We start from the raw sequence: 17,840 nt of genomic DNA on the forward strand, positions 1-17,840 counted from the left end.
GACAGCCTCTGCTTTCTTTTCTTCCAGGACCTGCTGCAGCTGATTAAGATCTGCAAGCGTAAAGTCACTTGCCTGAATCAAGTTTTCAAGCACCTGGACAATCCTTTTGGAGCAAACCTTGTCTTTCACATCCTCAACGACCAAGTCTAAACTCTGGTCCTGCTTCAACAAAGCCGAGTAAACAAAGGCTTTGCCTGATTTTTCTCTAGTCAAACATCCTTTCTCCACCAAGCGGGTCAAGAGAGTCTTGACCGTCGACTTCGACCAGTCAAAGCGCTCGGACAAGACGGCGATCAAATCCGTGCTGGTCTGCTTGCCTTCCATCCAGATAATCTTCATGATGCGCCATTCCGCATTGGAAATTTGCATGACCTCTCCTTTCTAAATCTACATTTGTAAATCTTATAATCCTATTTTACCTCTAAGATTTACATTTGTCAACCAAAAGTTTTAAAAAAAATCTTCCTTTGAAGATTTGTCTGGTTGGGCTTTTTTTGCTCCCTATTTTTATCTCTATAACGTCTCCTGCAAAACCTTGGACAAGGCTGCATAGCCAGCAATGGTCAGATGGAGGCCGTCAGTTGTGTAGTCTGGCCGCAGCTGACCTTCCACGTTCAGAAAAGCATCGTATAGATCGATAAACTGGACATTCATGTAGGCGCTGGCCAGCTGGCGATAGGCCTGATTGAGGGCCTGAATCTTTTCATTGCTGCGGACATAGACTGTGCTCTTGTAGGCTGGAGCTTCATTGACCGGCAGGACCGACAGCAACTGGATCTGAGCCAGAGGATAGTCACGAGAAATCTCCTGAATAACGGCTTCCAAATTAGCCAACGTTTCTGTCTGAGGCATCTCCTTTCCAATGTCGTTGGTACCTATCAGAATAAAGACCTTATCCAGTGCCTGCCCAAAGAGATGGGCTTCTAGGTTTTCTAATAGCAAATCAGTCTTATAGCCCCGAATACCGCGGTTGACCAGTCTTTTATCCGTCTGCAGGAGCTCCTGGATTGGATAGTATTCTACGATAGAATCTCCGATGAAGATGATGTCTGGCTCCTTGACGGAGAGTTGATTGAGCTCTCTGTAGTTTTGCTGCAATTTTGCCTGCTCCTTGAGAAGCCATTCTTCTAGTAATTGTACTGCCATTATCCTTTTTCCTCTTCTAAGTATTGCTCAAGCACCTGTAGAACACCAGCTTCTGTATTGGCCGGTGCTAGGTAATCTGCCACCCCTTTGACTCGCTCATCACCATTTTCCATAGCGTAAGAAATACCAGCTAATTCAAGCATTTCTATGTCATTTTCACTATCCCCAAAAGCCATGATTTCCGAGCTTTGAATCTGCCACTTAGCCATCAGCTGCTGCAAACCCCAAGCCTTGTGCATCCCATCTTGGAGGATGTCAATGGCTCCGTAACCACTGGCAACTGCGCTCAATCGGCCTGCAAAATGCTGATTAATCAGACGAGCATGCTCTGCTGCTGCAGCCTCTTCTACCATCATACTCATTTTCAAGACCTTGTCAAAGGGATAATTCTGAAGGCTAGGCACAAAGTTCATCCGCTTGTGAAAAAGCTGAGCCATTTCCTTAGTCATAACTTTTTCAATCAAGGGAAACTCTGTTCCCTCCTGAACAAAGCCACCTCTTTCAGAGGTCACAACCAGCTGAAGCTCCCTTTCACGACCCGCAAAGTAATCCAGCGCATCCCTAATCAATCCGGCTTCCCAAAAGCTGCTCATGCTTAGCCGATTCTTTTCAAAAATCCTAGCTCCGTTGGCGACTACCAAGGTCATTCGTTCTACCAAATCTCCCAATAGCAGACGCATTCGTGGAATTTCATTGCCAGTAGCCACCACAAAGCGAATGTCTCTCTTATCCAGCTCATCTAAAATAGTAGCCAGACGCGGCAAATCCAGCTGTCCCTGTCCGTCCAGCAAGGTTCCATCCATGTCTGTCGCTATCATCTTTACAGTCATCTTTTTATCCATTTCTATCTTTAGCATCTGGTTTTTACTGTTCCTTTTCCAGAAAACCTCTGACTTTTAGACATATTATACTACTTAAAAAAGTAAAAAGAAAGGCAAGAAGAGGTGGATAAGACGGTCGATTTTACAAAGGGCACTTTTCAATCCTCCAGTTTTATATTATAATCATAGCTATATTCCTGTCGTAAAATTGGAGGTCCTCATGAGCAAAAAAGAAGTCGCATTCCCACGCTACCAGCAGATAGCTGTCGCTATTGCCGAGCGAATCGTTGACGGCAAATATCCCATCGGCAGCAAGATCTATGCCCGCTCTACCCTAGCCAGCAACTTCAATGTCTCCCCTGAAACAGCCCGCAAGGCTATTAATGTGCTGGTAGATCTGGAAATCATGGAAGTCCGCCATGGCAGTGGAGCCTTCATTTCCTCCAAGGAAAAAGCTCAGCAGTTTCTCGAGACCTATAAAGATGTCAACTCTCTGCAGGACCTCAAAAGCAAGCTCCACCAGAGCATCCAGCGCCAAGAGGAAGAATTTGCCAACTTTTCCCAGCTACTCAATCAGCTTCTCAGTCGTACCAAGGATGTCCAGCAGCGCTTCCCTTTCAATCCCTACGAGCTCCAGCTCTCAGCAGACGCCATCAACCTAGGAAAATCTATCAATGAACTCAATATCTGGCACTCGACTGGCGCTACCATTGTCGCAGTCCAGCAGGGAGACCAACTCCTAATCTCGCCTGGTCCTTATACCAAGCTGGAAGCCGGCAATACCATCTACTTTGTTGGCAACGAATTATCAGTTGGTTTGATGCATAATTTATTTTTTAATGAAATTGAAACAAACAAGTGAAACAGCACTTGTTTTTTTCTTTGTCAAAAAACAGAATACGCAAGCAAGTACGCTATTTGACAAGCTTTTTACGACTTTCAAAAATATTTCAAAAAATCACTCCCCTTTTTTATAATAGCCGAAAAATACCGGTCTGACGGTCTTTTGGGTTTGACAAAGTGACCACACGATGTTATACTGTGATGGTCTTTTAAGTGACAACTTATTAAAATAAACATGTAGTCACTTGTGCAAAAGGAGAAATACGTTGAATAAACTAGAAGTAAAACATTTGACTAAAATTTTCGGTAAAAGGCAAAAGCAGGCACTGGAAATGGTGCAGCAAGCTAAAAGCAAAACGGAAATTTTAGAAAAAACCGGTGCTACTGTCGGAGTTTACGATGTAAACTTTGAAGTTCAGACCGGAGAAATTTTTGTCATCATGGGACTGTCCGGTAGTGGGAAGTCTACTCTTATCCGCCTGCTCAACCGATTGATTGACCCGACATCAGGCGATATTTACATCGACGGCCAAGATGTGGCCAAGATGAACGAAGAGGAGCTGCGGGACGTTCGCCGCCACAAGCTCAATATGGTCTTTCAGAACTTCGGCCTCTTTCCACATCGGACCATTCTGGAAAATACTGAGTTTGGTCTGGAAGTTCGAGGTGTTGATAAGGAAGAGCGCACGCGCCTAGCTGAACAAGCTCTAGACAATGCCGGTCTCCTGTCCTTCAAGGACCAATACCCCGATCAGCTCTCCGGTGGGATGCAGCAGCGGGTTGGCTTAGCTCGAGCTTTGGCCAACAATCCTGATATTCTGCTCATGGACGAGGCCTTCTCAGCTCTAGATCCCCTTATCCGCCGAGAAATGCAGGATGAGTTGCTGGATCTGCAGGCAGAGCATGAGCGTACTATTATCTTTATCACCCACGATCTCAATGAGGCCCTGCGTATTGGTGACCGTATTGCCATTATGGCTGACGGTCAGATTATGCAGATTGGCACTGGTGAGGAAATCCTGACCAATCCAGCCAACGACTTCGTTCGAGAGTTCGTTGAAGATGTGGATCGCTCCAAGGTCTTGACTGCCCAGAATATCATGACAACGCCACTGACTACCAACATTGACATCGACGGACCAACCGTGGCCCTTAATCGCATGAAAAAAGAAGAGGTCAGTATGCTGCTGGCTGTGGATAGGAAGCGGCATCTCAAGGGTAGTCTGACTGCCGAAGCTGCCCGCGATGCCCGCAAGCAGCATCAAGCACTGGCTGAAGTGATTGATAAGAACGTCCGCAAGGTCACTCAGGAAACCCTGATTACTGATATTTTCCCGCTGATTTACGATTCACCAGCGCCTCTGGCCGTTGTAGATGATAAGGACAAATTAGTCGGCGTTATTATCAAAGGTCGAGTCATCGAAGCCTTGGCTAATACTACTGAATCTGAAGAATAAGGGAGGTTCGCATTTTGAATATTTTACAACAGCCAATCCCCGTTTCTCAATGGGTTGAGTCCTTTACTAACTGGGTAACGGATACCTTCTCCGGGCTTTTCTCGGTCCTTCAGGCTATCGGAAATGCCATCATGAATGGGATGACAGACACCCTGCTCTTCATTCCGCCCCTGCTCTTTATCGCAGTCATCACTATTTTTACCTATTTGATTTCCAAGCGTAAGCTGGGACTGCCCCTGCTCACCTTCATAGGCCTGCTCTTTGTTTACAACCAAGGCCTCTGGGAAAATCTTATGAACACTGTGACCTTGGTTATCGTCTCCAGTGCCATTTCCATTATCATCGGTATTCCACTGGGGATCTGGATGGCTAAGAGCAACCGCGTCGAAGCAGTTATCAAGCCCTTGCTGGACTTTATGCAGACCATGCCGGCCTTTGTCTACCTGATACCGGCTGTGGCCTTCTTCGGTATCGGTATGGTGCCTGGGGTCTTTGCCTCTGTCATCTTTGCCCTGCCACCGACTGTCCGCTTTACCAATCTAGCCATTCGTCAAATTCCGACTGAGCTGATTGAAGCGTCAGACTCCTTCGGGGGCACTGGCAAGCAGAAGCTCTTCAAAGTCGAGCTGCCTCTGGCTAAAAATACCATCCTAGCTGGGGTCAATCAGACCATCATGCTGGCTCTTTCAATGGTCGTTACCGCCTCTATGATTGGGGCGCCAGGACTGGGCCGCGGCGTTCTCTCTGCCCTGCAGCATGCCGACATCGGTTCCGGCTTTGTCAATGGGGTATCTCTGGTTATCCTGGCCATTATCATTGACCGCCTGACCCAGAAGCTCAACCAGCCTCTGGCTAAAAAATCACCGGTCACTGCCAAGGAAAAACGCAACAAGATTATGCTCTGGTCTGCTCTGGCCGCTGTCATCCTGACAGCCTTTGTCGGAAATCAAGTGACCAAGCTTCAGCAAAACAAAAAAGAAAAGGTCAATCTTGCCTATGTTGAATGGGACTCCGAAGTTGCCTCAACCAATGTCGTAGCGGAAGCTCTCAAGGAAATGGGTTACGATGTCACCATCACACCGCTGGACAATGCCGTTATGTGGAAGTCCGTTGCTAATGGCGAAGCCGATGCCATGGTTTCTGCCTGGTTGCCGACCACCCACGCTGCTCTCTATGAGGAGTACAAGGACAAGCTAGTGGACTTGGGGCCAAACCTTGAGGGCGTTAAAACAGGGCTAGTCGTACCAAGCTATATGGATGCCGACTCTATTGAAGACCTGTCAGACCAAGCCAAGAAAACCATCACAGGTATTGAGCCCGGCGCTGGTATCATGACCGCCACTGAGAAGACTTTGCAAGAATACAGCAATCTCAGTGGCTGGAATCTTTCTTCTTCCTCAACAGGAGCCATGACTACTGCTCTGGATCAAGCTATTAAGAATAAAGAAGATATCATCGTAACCGGCTGGTCACCACACTGGATGTTCTCCAAATACGACCTCAAATACCTCAAGGATCCTAAGGGAACCATGGGCGGCAAGGAAGCTATCCACACTATGACTCGAAAAAATCTAGACAAGGACTTACCAGAAGTCAACAAGGTCCTAGACAACTTCAACTGGACCCAAAAGGACATGGAAGAAGTCATGCTTAAGATTAACGAAGGCAGCTCACCAGAAGCTGCAGCCAAAGAGTGGATTAAAAACCACCAGAAAGAAGTCGAAAGCTGGAAGAAATAAAAGCATAGAAAACCCCTGAGATAACAGTATCTCAGGGATTTTGATTGGCTTCTTCCTTGCCTTACAAGGATTAAACATCTATTAAAGATTGCTTCTATTTGGATCATCATTCTTTAATAGCATCTTCGTATCTGTCAAAGGCATAGTGGCTCTGTGCGTAGAGTGGATTATCCATGGCCAATAGCAAGTATTCATTTTCTGTTTTATTGCTGTCTCCGTCAGAGTCATTCCAGGTAACATCTAAAGCCAGCCACTGACCATCCACTTTTGCGAAGTTCCAAGCATGCGGGTCAAAATCATCTGTATTTCCACTCACATACATGGTTTCGAGACCAGCTTCCTGAGCAAGAGCCTGGAAAGTTACAGCATAAGCTTGACAGACTCCCTTGCCCTCAAATAGCGGACCAGTAATATCAAAACTAGGTTCGTACTTGCGAATACCGTCTTGCATATCTTTAAACGCTTTTGAAATAGCCTCTTCTGATTCTTTATTCTCAATAGATGTTTTGTAATTCAAAAAGCCTTGGTAAGCAGCCTTATCATAGCTAATATGCTCAATCATATACTGATTAATTGCCTCAATCTTTTCTCTGTCGCTCATCTGGTCTTTGATGATGTCTTTGACAATCTCTTTGACTTTTTTTCGAGCCTTCTTATATTTGGCTGTTTCATCAGCATCGTATTTAAAACTTACCACATGTTGCTTAGCATCAATTGTAGGGAGCACTCCTTGCTGAATGACTGGATTTTGCTCTAAAACATCGTGAAGCAATTCACTGACATCTCCTTCACTCAGCTCTGGAAACTCACTGTAATCAACATATTCTGCATCGGACAGAAGGGCCTTAGCAAAATATTCCTGCGCTGCACTTCTGGCTGCCACTCTTTCCTCAATATCACTAACATCATGAACGACTGTTTTACCCTTGAGATCCAAGTCAGCCTGCTCTACGCTAATATATTTCTCTGAAACACCAGACTTACTTTCCTCTTTATTGACCTTTTCATTATGCCTATCTACAACAGGCTGGACTTCTTCGACACTGGCCTGTTCAATGAAAAAGTCCGTTTTGACAGTAGGCATGCCCTTGATAGAGACCAGACATCTGACATCCCGACCTTCTTTTTCAATTTTTTCATAGACGATTGGAAAGTTCTGAATCTGGCCATCCATCATCTGCAGTGGTGCTTCTTCAGGAATGTTTCCCTTCTGCCGTAGGGCGGAAACCTGGTCAGAAAAAGTCCGAAAATCGATTTGATTCGGCATCAGTTTCGCAAAGCTATCAGATGAGATAGGATTGCTAATCGTGCCTAAAGCTTCTTTGTCTTTGAGGGGAACAACAAGGAGTTCATAAGGCTTTTTCTCAACCGTTTTCTTACTGTAATCCTGATCGTAAGCCTGCAGCAACCGTTGTCTGGCAAGTATCGGATCATCTCCGGAACGGCCGCCGTTGCGGCTATCATAGTGGGTAGGCAAATCTGTCCGATACACTGTCGAAGTGACCCGATCGACCTCTTTATAGTTATAAAGACCTGTCTTGGTATCACTGCCAGGTATGGTTACATACTCTCTTTTTATAATGGAATAAGAGTCCGCTCCCGGCACTTCCGTCCATTCCAGCTGCAAGCGACCATCTCCGAGCAGACTGCTCTTGGTCTTCAGAGCTAGCTTATCGCGCCCTTTCTTATCTATCTTAACGATCCAAAGTTTTGGCTTTTTAAGCTTTTTACCTGTGCGCTCATCATCCCGTTGCAGCAAATAGAGCGTATCAAAGACACCCCAGCTCTCACCTTGCTTGGCTAGACCATATTCCGTATGCTCTCCATTTGCCTCCACTCTAGTCGCAGAGAAATGATAAGCTGGCTCAATCACTATCTGCCGCTTATCATTCAGCTTAAAGTCACCTCCTAAAATAGCTCGTAAGTTGCTATCCCCATAAATTTCAAAGGAAGAAATCAACTCAGTCTGTCCTGCATGGGGCAGTGTCTCAAAATCGTTAGGCTTTTGTACCTCTGTCGGAAATGTAATAGGCTCATTTTCCTTGATCTGAATGACCTTTTCTTGGACATCATAAGGAGTATTTTTGCTGTATTTTTCTCTCAGCTTACGAACACTTTCCGAAAATTTGCCGCCTTGCTCTCCCGGACCTCCACCGTTCTTTTGAAAAAGACTGCAGCCCATCAGAAAACAAATCAACAAAGTAAGCAGAGAAATGAAACGGATTTTCCTACTCATGATTTTACCTCCTGAAATAGATATTCTTAACATATTATACCATATTTTATTTGAGGCGTCTTTGTTTTTTGTAAACGGATTCAAACAGCTGTAATTTTGCGAATAAATTCTTATTTTTTATAGAGACAGCTTTCCTCAAAACACTGCTTTTCCTCTAGTTGCTTTTAAATTCAAGAGGCTTTAAGCAATTCTCAGCTTAAAATATAGAAAAACCAAGCCAGATAGGACTTGGTTTATTGTATAAGGAGACATTCAATTTGGTTTAAGTCATTCAATCCTGATAGAGACTGTCTCCATTCGTCGCAATGACTTCTTTGTACCAATCAAAAGATTTTTTCTTATAACGGGCTAGAGTTCCGCTACCGTCATCGTTGCGGTCAACGTAGATAAAACCGTAACGCTTGCTGAGTTCTGCCGTGCTGGCTGAGACCAGGTCAATACAGCCCCAAGTCGTGTAACCTAGCAATTCTACGCCGTCTTCCAGCGCTTCTCCTACCTGCTGCAAGTGCTGTTTGAGATAATCAATGCGGTAGTCATCTTCAACCGTTGGGCCATTTGGACCATCCACCAAGACATCCTTGGCCCCGAGACCATTTTCCACGATGAAGAGAGGGAGCTGATAGCGGTCATAAAAGCTATTTAACACCAAGCGCAGGCCAACTGGGTCAATCTGCCAACCCCATTCTGAGCTAGCCAGATGAGGATTCATAATACCACCTAGCAGATTGCCTCGGCCGGAAGAATAATTTTCCGGATCATGAGCCGCAACCACACTCATATAGTAAGAGAAGGAAATAAAGTCAACAGTATTTTCAGCTAAAAGCTCTTTGTCGCCCGGCGCAAACTGAATCTCAATCCCATTCTCCTTGAAGAAACGATTGATATAGGCAGGGTATTTCCCGCGCGCATGGATATCAGAGAAGAGGTAGTTTTGATTTTCAAATTCCCGAGCTGCCAGCACATCTTCAGGCTTAGGTGTCATGGGATAGGCCGGCATGGCGAGAACCATACAGCCAATCTTAAAATCAGGATTAATCTCATGGCCGATTTTCGTTGCCAAGGCAGAAGCTACCAGCTCATGATGGACCGCTTGATAGAGGTCCTGTTTGGACAACTCTTCAGCTGGCTTAGCAATGCCGCCGCTCATAAAGGGCGCATGGAGAACAGAGTTGATTTCATTAAAGGTCAGCCAATACTTGACCTTGTCCTTATAGTGGGTAAAAACCGTGCGAACATAGCGCTCGTAGAAGCCAATTAAATCACGGTTGGCCCAACCATTGTAGTGACGAGCCAAATGCAGGGGCGTTTCATAGTGAGACAGGGTAATCAGCGGCTCAATGCCAAATTTGGCCAGTTCGTCAAAAAGATTGTCATAAAATTGCAGACCAGCTTCATTGGGCTCCAGCTCGTCCCCATTTGGAAAAATCCTAGACCAAGCAATGGAAGTCCGATAAACCTTGAAGCCTATCTCCGCAAAGAGGGCAATGTCCTCCTTATAGCGATGATAGAAATCAATCCCTTCCAGCTTGAGATTATCTGGTGTCGGCCCCTCGGTAATCAAAGGATTGCGGTCACCTGGCTTGGCTGGCATTCCGCCTTTTGGAGTCACATCCTGAACAGACAGGCCTTTTCCATCCAAATTATAGGCACCTTCATACTGGTTAGCTGCAGTTGCACCGCCCCAGAGGAAATTCTGCGGAAATTTACCCATTTGCATTTTCTCGCTTTCGTTTTTTTTATATTTATATTATAATAGTTGTCAAACATATTTTCTAACACAATTATCTTAATAAATTGTACTATTCTATGAAAGAGTGTCCCCATGATTGATTTAGGCCAACTACATAAAAATACCGTTTTTAAAAACCAAGGAACCCCTTATTCTCTGACCCGCACCATCACTGAGAATGGTCATCCAGATATTCTTTTCCACTGGCATACCGATGTTGAAATGATTTATGTCCACGAAGGAAAAGCACAATTTCATATTGACGACGACTACTTTAACAGCGAAAAAGGTGATATTATCCTTATTCGCCCCAATGCCCTACACTCCATCCACCCCATCAACGATGAGCACCATTATATGGACGCTATTAATTTCCATCTGGATCTGATGGGTTACTCTGCCATGGATCAGGCCAGCATCAACTATCTGCAGCCCCTCTACAATGGTCAGCTGGACTTGACTCATGTGATCAAGCCCAATGATACAGCCTATGCGGAGATTCGCCAGTGCCTCTTAGCAGCTATGGAAACAGGCTATTTCCGCAAATCTCACTACGAGTTTCAGCTCAAAGCCCAACTCAACCAGCTCTTCTACCTCCTCTTTGAGAACGGCTATGTCATTTCCAAAGACCTGTCACCAGAAGGCTACCGCAAGGAAGAAAAGATCCGCTCGATTATTGACTACATCAATGCCCACTACCAAGAAGACCTGAATATTGACCAACTGGCTGGCATTTGTGGCTACAGCTCCACCCATTTTATGAACTTCTTCAAGAAGCATCTAGGCGTTTCCTGCATTGAGTACCTGATTCAATTCCGCCTGCGCAAGGCAGCCGAACTCCTGCAGCACTCTAATCTCTCTGTACTGGAAATCTCCAGCCAAGCAGGCTTTAATAATCTGTCCAACTTCAACCGCCAGTTTAAAAAATACTACCAAATGACACCAAGCCAGTATCGGAAGAAATGAAGCGCTAAAATAGAAAATAAAAAACGAATACCTGCTAACCAAAATATGCTGAGGGTATTCGTTTTTTTATGCTAATTTCACAAGAAGGACAGAAATAATAGTATCTTTTTACATATAAGTCAGCTAAGACCTAAGTGTTTCGATTGTTGTCATTACGACCTCATCGTTTCTATACTAGCAAGTTCAGCAGGAGATTGAAAAGTCCTAACCAAAAGATAGTTAGCAATAAATAGCGCCCCTGCTTTTCCTTGAAGAAATTTCTTCTCAGAAACAGGCAGAACACCAGCAAGACCAGAGAGCAAACTAGCAACAAAAACAAGATAAACATGGGTATAATATACAAAAGCAGCCACAAACCAAATTGCATTGCATTTCATTTTCTTTCTAATAAAATAAGTCAAAATAATAGACGAGCTCGAAAGCGGCCAGTTTCATTCATTAACAGTTCTATAATCCTTTTTAATTATAACAAAGTCCTCAACTTTACAACAGCAAAAACCAGATTGGAAAATCCAATCTGGCTAAAAATCATATTCAAGCAATTTATTGCCCCGGCCAATTTAAACCAATATGCGACTTCATTTCCTGATAGGCGGTATCGATCCGTGCTCTGGTTTCTTGGTTCAGTTTGTCTCGATACTTGCCGCCTTCGATAAAGTCGTCCAAAATCCAGGTTTGATAAGTGTATAAAGGAGAGCCGTCTGCTGAAGTATTACCCTTTTCAACTCGGCTGACCCAGCTCGGATGAGCCTGAGCACTTTTTATCTGCGTGCCCTTTGGTGTCTTTTCAATGGTAACATCCATCAGCACTCCGCGCTCGGTCCAATGAGCATTTTCAATCTCCTCCATGGTTTCGATGCGCTGATTGGAAATGAAATTTCCCATAGAATACATAATCAGCTTCTTCTGGCCGTCTTTCTCTAAAATCTCCGCCGGCTGAACCACATGAGGATGGCCCCCAAAGACGATATCTGCTCCCCAGTCAATCATTTTATGGTAGAGGGTCATCTGCTCCTCGGTCGGCTCTAGCTGGTACTCTATCCCCATCTGAGGCATGACGACTGTAATATCTGCTTCCTTTTCTGCCCACTCAATCTCGGCTCGCATCTTTTCTTCATCCAGATCGGATAGGCGAGCATCATAATCTTCCTGACTGAGAAGCCCCTCCATGCCATTGTAGCCATAGGAGTAAGCCAGCAGTGCAATCTTAATGCCCTTGACTTCTTTTATCAAAATCGGCGCCTGACTGCGGCTTTCATGTGGATAAACACCGATGGGAGTGATTCCCTCTTTTTCAAAAGCCTGAGCTGTAGTAAAAACTCCCTCCAAGCCAGAGTCTAAAATGTGGTTATGAGCCAGGTCCATCACCTGATAGCCGGCATCCTTGATTGCTGGAACTACAGCTTCCGGAGCATTAAAGAGCGGATAGCCATTTAGGGGATAGTCCGGGCGAATCGTGCCTTCAAAGTCCCCTAAGACCAAGTCTCCCTGCCGAAGCCATTCTTTGGTATAGTGGAAATTCTCAGAAAAATCATAAGTTCCATCTTCTTTCTGAGCACTCAGATAGAGGCCGTCGTGATAAAGCAAATCCCCAGTCGCCATGATACGCACCGTCGGATTCTTCGAGGAATCCGTCTGCTGCTCTTTCTTTGCAGGGAAGGAAAAGCTGAAGTCAGGTAAATGCTCTGACAAGAGGATGAGACCAGCCGACAATCCAACAACTGTCAAAAGCACTCCGACAAACTGCCGATTGCTAAGCTGTTTTTGAAAGAACTTAGGACGAGGAAGCGGCAACTTCTTAATCCAATCCCGCCAAGCTTGGTAGGCATCTGTCAGGAGAGTATGCTCTGCAGCAAAACCCGATATCTTTTTCCAAAGTTCCTGAACAAAAGTCTGAATCTTCTCCCAAAGAAATTTTTTATCCATCGCATTTCTCCGCTTTTTCTTGCTTAATAATAGCGCATCAACCTTTACTATATTGTACTATTTTTACTGCCAAAAGAAAAGGAAAGCAAAAAGCAGAAGCTGGGAGAAGCATGCTACAATCTTCAAATTGCGGCAATCTCTCCCAATCTCCTGCTTCATTTTCTATTTTTTCAATTCTAAGAGCTGATTGCCGAGCTGAAACTCGACTTTCATTCTTACACAAAACTCCCTACATCAACGGTCAGCACTTGGCTGTTTCGGACAACCTGCTGTCCTGCAATGTAGACATCCTGAACATCGCTGCCTTTGACTGCGTACACTAGGTGCGACAGCATATTTTCCAAAGGATAAAGATGAAGTCGTCCCTTAGGCTGAATGACAATGAAATCGGCTTGTTTGCCCGTTTCCAGACTGCCGATTTTTTTCTCTAAGCCCAGAGCTTTGGCTCCTTCAATGGTCAAAGCTTTCAAGGCCTGCTCAATCGTAAACTGAGTCGCATCTCCTGCTCGCATCTTCTGAAGGAGGGCAGCTGTCCGACCTTCTTCAAACATATCCAGATTATTATTGGAAGCGACAGAGTCGGTCGCTAGGCCAACGGTCACCCCAGCGGCTAGTAAGTCGGTCACCGGAGCTACACCAGAAGCCAGCTTGAGATTGCTGATAGGATTGTGGGCGATGCTGATTGGTGAAGTCGCTAAATCCGCAATCTCAGACGGATTTAGTTCAACCCCGTGAGCAAAAATACCTGGCTGCTCCAAGTAGCCCAACCCCTTTAAGAAAGCCAGAGGCCGTTTACCATAACGCTCCAGAATGATTTTATTTTCTTCCTGGGTCTCTGCCACATGGATATGAAGCTTCAAATCCAGCTCATGCGCTAGCTCAAGACTGCCCTTGAGCAAGTCTTCATCGCAGGCATAGGGCGAGTGAGGTGCCACCATGACCTGAAAATCTTCATCATCATAGGAGCGGATTTTCTCAATAATGACACGAGTACGAGCCAGAGTCTCTTCTGTTGTTTCTGCTGCTGAGCTAAAGAGAGTTGGTGAGAAATAGCAGCGCATACCAGACTGACGCATAGTCTGATAAATCCGGTCAATATCTACTCCCTGAGGATTATACATGTCGTTAAAAGTCGTTGTTCCTGACAGCATCATTTCAGCCAGAGCCAGCTGGACAGCCTCGGTCGTTAAATCCGCTGTGAACTGGCTTTCTGCTGGCCAGATATAGTCCTCCAGCCATTCATGCAGATTGCTGTCATCACGAATCCCACGCAGCAAAGTCATGGCCGAGTGAGTATGACAGTTGACCAGCCCTGGCATGATCCAAGCACCTTCATAATCCACTGTTTCACTGCATTTCCCTAGCCAGTTTTCATCATAGGGACCGCAGTAGGCAATACGATCATCTTCCACGACCAGCAGACCTTCCCGATAAACGTGAAATGCGCTATCACAGGTCACTAGATTGACATTTGTATAAGCTTTCATCCGCCATATCCTCACTTTCCCAACACTTGGCTTCAAGAGATTTTAGCTATTATAACAAGCCTAATCTAATTGCGCAAGTCTTTTTATAAAATCATGGCATAAAAAAGAGCCCCAGCTGAGGCCCTAGTTGTCAATCATTATCTATGACTAATCTTCCGCGTCAGGAAATCCCCAACAAACTGAATAAAGAAGATAAGCAGCAAAATAAGAATCGTCGCAAGAATGGTCACATCATGGTTGAAACGCTGATAACCATAAGTCAGGGCAACATTTCCCAGTCCACCAGCACCAATCGCTCCAGCCATAGCAGTCTCCCCAACCAGAGAGATCAATGTAACAGTCGTCACACGAATCAAGTCCGGCAGACCTTCCCGCAGGTAAACACCGACAATGTCCCAGAAGGTTGCTCCACTAGCCTGCGCTGCTTCAATGACTCCTCGGTCTAGTTCGGATAAGACCACCTGAACCTGACGGGCAAAGAAAGGAAAAACAGCCAGCGAAAGAGGCACCAAGGCCGCAGTCGGTCCAATCCCAGTTCCCACAATAATCCGAGTAAAAGGATTGATAAGGGCCAGGAGAATGATGAAGGGAATAGCCCGGAAGATAGAGGTAACCTTGTCTAGGACGAAAAAGACAAGTCTATTTTCCAAAATACCTCTCGGCCCTGTCAAGACGAGCAAGAGACCAGCGATAAAGCCTAGAATCCCTCCGATAAAGAAAGGAATGATAGTCATATACAGGGTCAGGTAAATAGCTGTTCCCCAGCCAGCCTGCCCAGACCAGCCCATTCTATAAACATTGGGCATAAATTGTTGAATCAGCTGTAGCATTAGTTACTCCTTTCTTTCAGAACATGCAGCTCTACTCCTGCTTCGCGCAGACTTTCCTGCACCGCCGCCAGTTGCTTGGTCTCTCCAGATAAGATAACGACCATTTCTCCGACCGGTACATGATCTAAAATCTCAATATTGGCGTGAAGAATATTGGCAGATATTTGATACTGCTTGTAAATGTCGTTTATAATGGCTGTGTCCGTTACCACACCTGAGTATTTCAGGTGGGCCAGAATGGAATTTTCCGGCAGTTTTTGCACAATCTTTTGCTGGTTGATTTTGATCATAGCCTCATTAATGCCTGTTGCGGTCGTAATGAAATCTTGGGTCAGCTCATTCTTGGGATTAGAGAAAATATCCAGAACTGAGCCTTCCTCAATCAGCCGACCATTCTGCATAACTGCTACCCGGTTGGCAATGTCTTTGACAATCTGCATTTCGTGGGTAATGAGGACAATAGTCAGACCCAATTTTTGATTCAAATCCTGCAATAAAGCCAGAATCTGCTTGGTCGTCTTAGGATCCAGAGCAGATGTAGACTCGTCCGAGATTAGGATTTTGGGATCATTGGCCAAGGCCCGTGCAATGGCAACCCGCTGCTTCTGACCGCCAGACAGCTGGGCAGGATAATTGTCCGCCCGATCCGCTAAGCCTACCAAGTCTAAAAGCGTATGAACTTTCTTCTCTTTTTCAGCAGCTGATAAAGGTGAATGCTTGAGCGCGAAGGCAACATTTTCCTTGGCTGTCATCTGAGCCATGAGGTTAAAATGCTGGAAAATCATCCCAATATCCTTACGCTTTTGGCGCAGCTGAGCTGCAGTAAGCTGAACCTGATGATGATCATAGAAAACCGTATCATCCACCGTAATCTTACCGGCAGACGGCACCTGCAGCAAGTTAATGACACGGACCAGAGTAGATTTCCCGGCACCAGAATAGCCTACAATTCCATAAATATCTCCCTGATTAATATGAATGGTCACATCTTCTACGGCCCTAATGTCTTGCTTTTTTTGATTAAAAACGACATCAATGTGATCCAATTTGATAATTTCTTTGCCCATAATTTCCGATTCACTCCTTGATTTGTCCAATATGAGATTTAGCCACTATAGCCTCTTAGTTTGCTTTCCGCCTGTCGCTCGACTAGGGAAATGTGATGCCACAAGCCGCAATCTTTACCGACCTAACCCAAAGCCAGATACTGTTCAAACTAAATGACCATAATAGCAGATAAAGGGCTGGAGAAGCTAATCTCCGCCCTTCTTAATCATTTCATTTATTCAATACAATGACTTTCTGCCGGTAAAAATTACCACACTGGCTGATCCATACCATCTGATGATTCTTCGATAACTTTTTTCACTTCATCAGTGTGGTAAGCCTTGATAATTTTTTCAATCGCGTCAGCCTTGTCTGATTTCTTCCAATCTGCTTTCGCTGCAATCAGGTTATACCATTGTTTTGAGTTTTCATTGGCTTCTTCTTTGAAGAGGGCCTTCTTGTAGTCAATACCTGCTTCGCGAACGAAAGTGTTATTGACAACTGCAGCATCTGCTGAAGTCAGAGAAGCTGGAGTTTGAGAAGCATCCAACTCAGAAATTGTCAGATTCTTCTTGTTTTCTTTGATATTGGCAACAGTCGCAAGCTCGTTCCCTTTAACATCAAGCTTGATCAAGCCAGCTGATTCAAGAAGATAAAGAGCACGGCTCTCATTTGTCGCATCATTTGGAACGGCAATCGTACCATTTTCTGGGATGTCTTTCACATCTGTATATTTATTTTTGCCGTCCTTTGTACCAGAGTAGAGACGAATCGGTGCGATATAAGTATCCGCAACAGACACAAGGTCTGCTCCCTTCTCTTTGTTCCAGTTTTCAAGGAAATTATAATGTTGGAAGGCATTGATGTCCACATCACCATCAAGTAGAGCTTGGTTAGGCTGAGAGTAGTCGGTAAACTGCGTATATTCTAATTTAACGCCTGCATTTTCTTTGTCAAGAATCTCTTGAACTTTGTTCCAGCGCGCTTCTTCTGTATCACTCAGGCTCATCACTCCAACCTTAACGGTTACAGGTCCGTCTGCTGACTTGCTCTCCTTACTAGAAGAAGCTCCGCAAGCTGCCAAACCCAAGGCTGCAAGGCCTACTAAGCCTACTGAAAAGATTTTTTTCAAATTCATCATTGATTCTCCTTTAATGGATAAAATTCTAAATCTTCTATTCTATAAGATTACTTCTCATTTTACCATGTTAAAGGAGACTTGGCTTATATAAATAATTTATCGCCGTGATAAATTATTTATATGACTGATTGAAGCATTTGAGTTGATTTTATGCCCTTTTACTGCATGAAGGTCAGCAGATAGCCGTATCCTTCTGCTTCCATTTTTTCTTTTGGAATAAATCGCAGAGCAGCTGAGTTGATACAGTAACGTAGGCCTCCTGCTGCTTCTGGGCCGTCAGTAAAGACATGCCCCAGATGGGCATTGCCAGAACGGCTGCGCACTTCGATACGCTCCATGCCATGGCTCTTATCTTCATAATATCGCAGAACTTCTCTGGCAATAGGCCGGCTAAAGCTAGGCCAGCCGCAGCCAGATTCAAACTTGTCACCAGCAAAAAAGAGGGGCTCACCAGTCGTCACATCTACATAAA

General features: G+C 44.9%; 16 protein-coding genes. 4 read left to right on the forward strand and 12 right to left on the reverse strand.

All coding sequences use genetic code 11. From position 1 onward, the window contains the following. The 3 genes from RWS24_RS09700 to RWS24_RS09710 all read right to left on the reverse strand — a co-directional run. Positions 1-369: CopY/TcrY family copper transport repressor (locus RWS24_RS09700; RefSeq protein ID WP_314367004.1), on the reverse strand; the 369-nt coding region annotated here is incomplete at its 3' end. A gap of 144 nt (positions 370-513) precedes the next feature. Further along, entirely contained in the window at positions 514-1,146 is a 633-nt protein-coding gene (locus RWS24_RS09705) for an SGNH/GDSL hydrolase family protein (protein ID WP_314367005.1), read from the reverse strand. Continuing rightward, a complete protein-coding gene (locus RWS24_RS09710; RefSeq protein ID WP_314367006.1) occupies positions 1,146-2,003 on the reverse strand; it encodes a Cof-type HAD-IIB family hydrolase in 858 nt (285 codons plus the stop codon). The genes RWS24_RS09705 and RWS24_RS09710 overlap by 1 nt, the downstream gene beginning before the upstream one ends. 184 nt (positions 2,004-2,187) lie before the next feature. Between RWS24_RS09710 and RWS24_RS09715 the strand changes: the two genes are divergently transcribed. The 3 genes from RWS24_RS09715 (at position 2,188) to RWS24_RS09725 (ending at position 6,006) form a co-directional block, all read left to right on the forward strand. Then, positions 2,188-2,829, forward strand: a complete 642-nt coding sequence (locus RWS24_RS09715) for a GntR family transcriptional regulator (protein WP_002896558.1) — start codon at positions 2,188-2,190, stop codon at positions 2,827-2,829. A 247-nt stretch (positions 2,830-3,076) separates the two neighbouring features. Further along, complete coding sequence (locus RWS24_RS09720) at positions 3,077-4,267, forward strand: glycine betaine/L-proline ABC transporter ATP-binding protein (RefSeq protein ID WP_002898349.1); 1,191 nt, start codon at positions 3,077-3,079, stop codon at positions 4,265-4,267. Between the two features lie 14 nt (positions 4,268-4,281). Next, positions 4,282-6,006, forward strand: a complete 1,725-nt coding sequence (locus tag RWS24_RS09725) for an ABC transporter permease/substrate binding protein (RefSeq protein WP_314367010.1) — start codon at positions 4,282-4,284, stop codon at positions 6,004-6,006. 106 nt (positions 6,007-6,112) lie between these two features. On the opposite strand, the gene RWS24_RS09730 is transcribed toward RWS24_RS09725, so the two are convergent. Together RWS24_RS09730 and RWS24_RS09735 are read right to left on the reverse strand one after the other, a co-directional pair. Further along, positions 6,113-8,242, reverse strand: a complete 2,130-nt coding sequence (locus RWS24_RS09730; protein WP_314367012.1) for a transglutaminase domain-containing protein — start codon at positions 8,240-8,242, stop codon at positions 6,113-6,115. A gap of 271 nt (positions 8,243-8,513) precedes the next feature. Continuing rightward, a complete protein-coding gene (locus RWS24_RS09735; RefSeq protein WP_314367013.1) occupies positions 8,514-9,959 on the reverse strand; it encodes a glycoside hydrolase family 1 protein in 1,446 nt (481 codons plus the stop codon). Between the two features lie 105 nt (positions 9,960-10,064). Between RWS24_RS09735 and RWS24_RS09740 the strand changes: the two genes are divergently transcribed. Continuing rightward, the gene (locus tag RWS24_RS09740) at positions 10,065-10,937 is read left to right on the forward strand and encodes a helix-turn-helix domain-containing protein (protein ID WP_314367016.1); all 873 of its coding nucleotides are present in this window, start codon (positions 10,065-10,067) and stop codon (positions 10,935-10,937) included. A 152-nt stretch (positions 10,938-11,089) separates the two neighbouring features. Here RWS24_RS09740 and RWS24_RS09745 read toward each other — a convergent pair whose 3' ends face one another. From RWS24_RS09745 to msrB, 7 genes are all read right to left on the reverse strand, one after another. Then, entirely contained in the window at positions 11,090-11,290 is a 201-nt protein-coding gene (locus tag RWS24_RS09745; protein WP_314367030.1) for a RhtB family transporter, read from the reverse strand. Between the two features lie 190 nt (positions 11,291-11,480). Continuing rightward, on the reverse strand, positions 11,481-12,863 hold the full coding sequence (locus tag RWS24_RS09750) for a CapA family protein (protein ID WP_314367019.1): 1,383 nt from the start codon (positions 12,861-12,863) through the stop codon (positions 11,481-11,483). Between the two features lie 215 nt (positions 12,864-13,078). Further along, entirely contained in the window at positions 13,079-14,350 is a 1,272-nt protein-coding gene (locus RWS24_RS09755; RefSeq protein ID WP_314367021.1) for a TRZ/ATZ family protein, read from the reverse strand. A 137-nt stretch (positions 14,351-14,487) separates the two neighbouring features. Further along, the gene (locus RWS24_RS09760) at positions 14,488-15,180 is read right to left on the reverse strand and encodes a methionine ABC transporter permease (protein ID WP_002898357.1); all 693 of its coding nucleotides are present in this window, start codon (positions 15,178-15,180) and stop codon (positions 14,488-14,490) included. Continuing rightward, positions 15,180-16,247 (reverse strand): methionine ABC transporter ATP-binding protein, encoded by a 1,068-nt coding sequence (locus RWS24_RS09765; RefSeq protein WP_314367023.1) that lies wholly within the window; start codon positions 16,245-16,247, stop codon positions 15,180-15,182. Before RWS24_RS09765 ends, RWS24_RS09760 begins: the two co-directional genes overlap by 1 nt. A 248-nt stretch (positions 16,248-16,495) precedes the next feature. Then, positions 16,496-17,368: a MetQ/NlpA family ABC transporter substrate-binding protein gene (locus tag RWS24_RS09770; RefSeq protein WP_314367025.1), complete on the reverse strand. Its 873-nt coding sequence runs from the start codon at positions 17,366-17,368 to the stop codon at positions 16,496-16,498. A gap of 158 nt (positions 17,369-17,526) precedes the next feature. Continuing rightward, positions 17,527-17,840, reverse strand: a 314-nt coding sequence (msrB, locus tag RWS24_RS09775; protein WP_314367028.1) for a peptide-methionine (R)-S-oxide reductase MsrB, incomplete at its 5' end; no start/stop codon positions are given.

Source organism: uncultured Streptococcus sp. (genome assembly GCF_963528215.1).
GTDB lineage: Bacteria > Bacillota > Bacilli > Lactobacillales > Streptococcaceae > Streptococcus.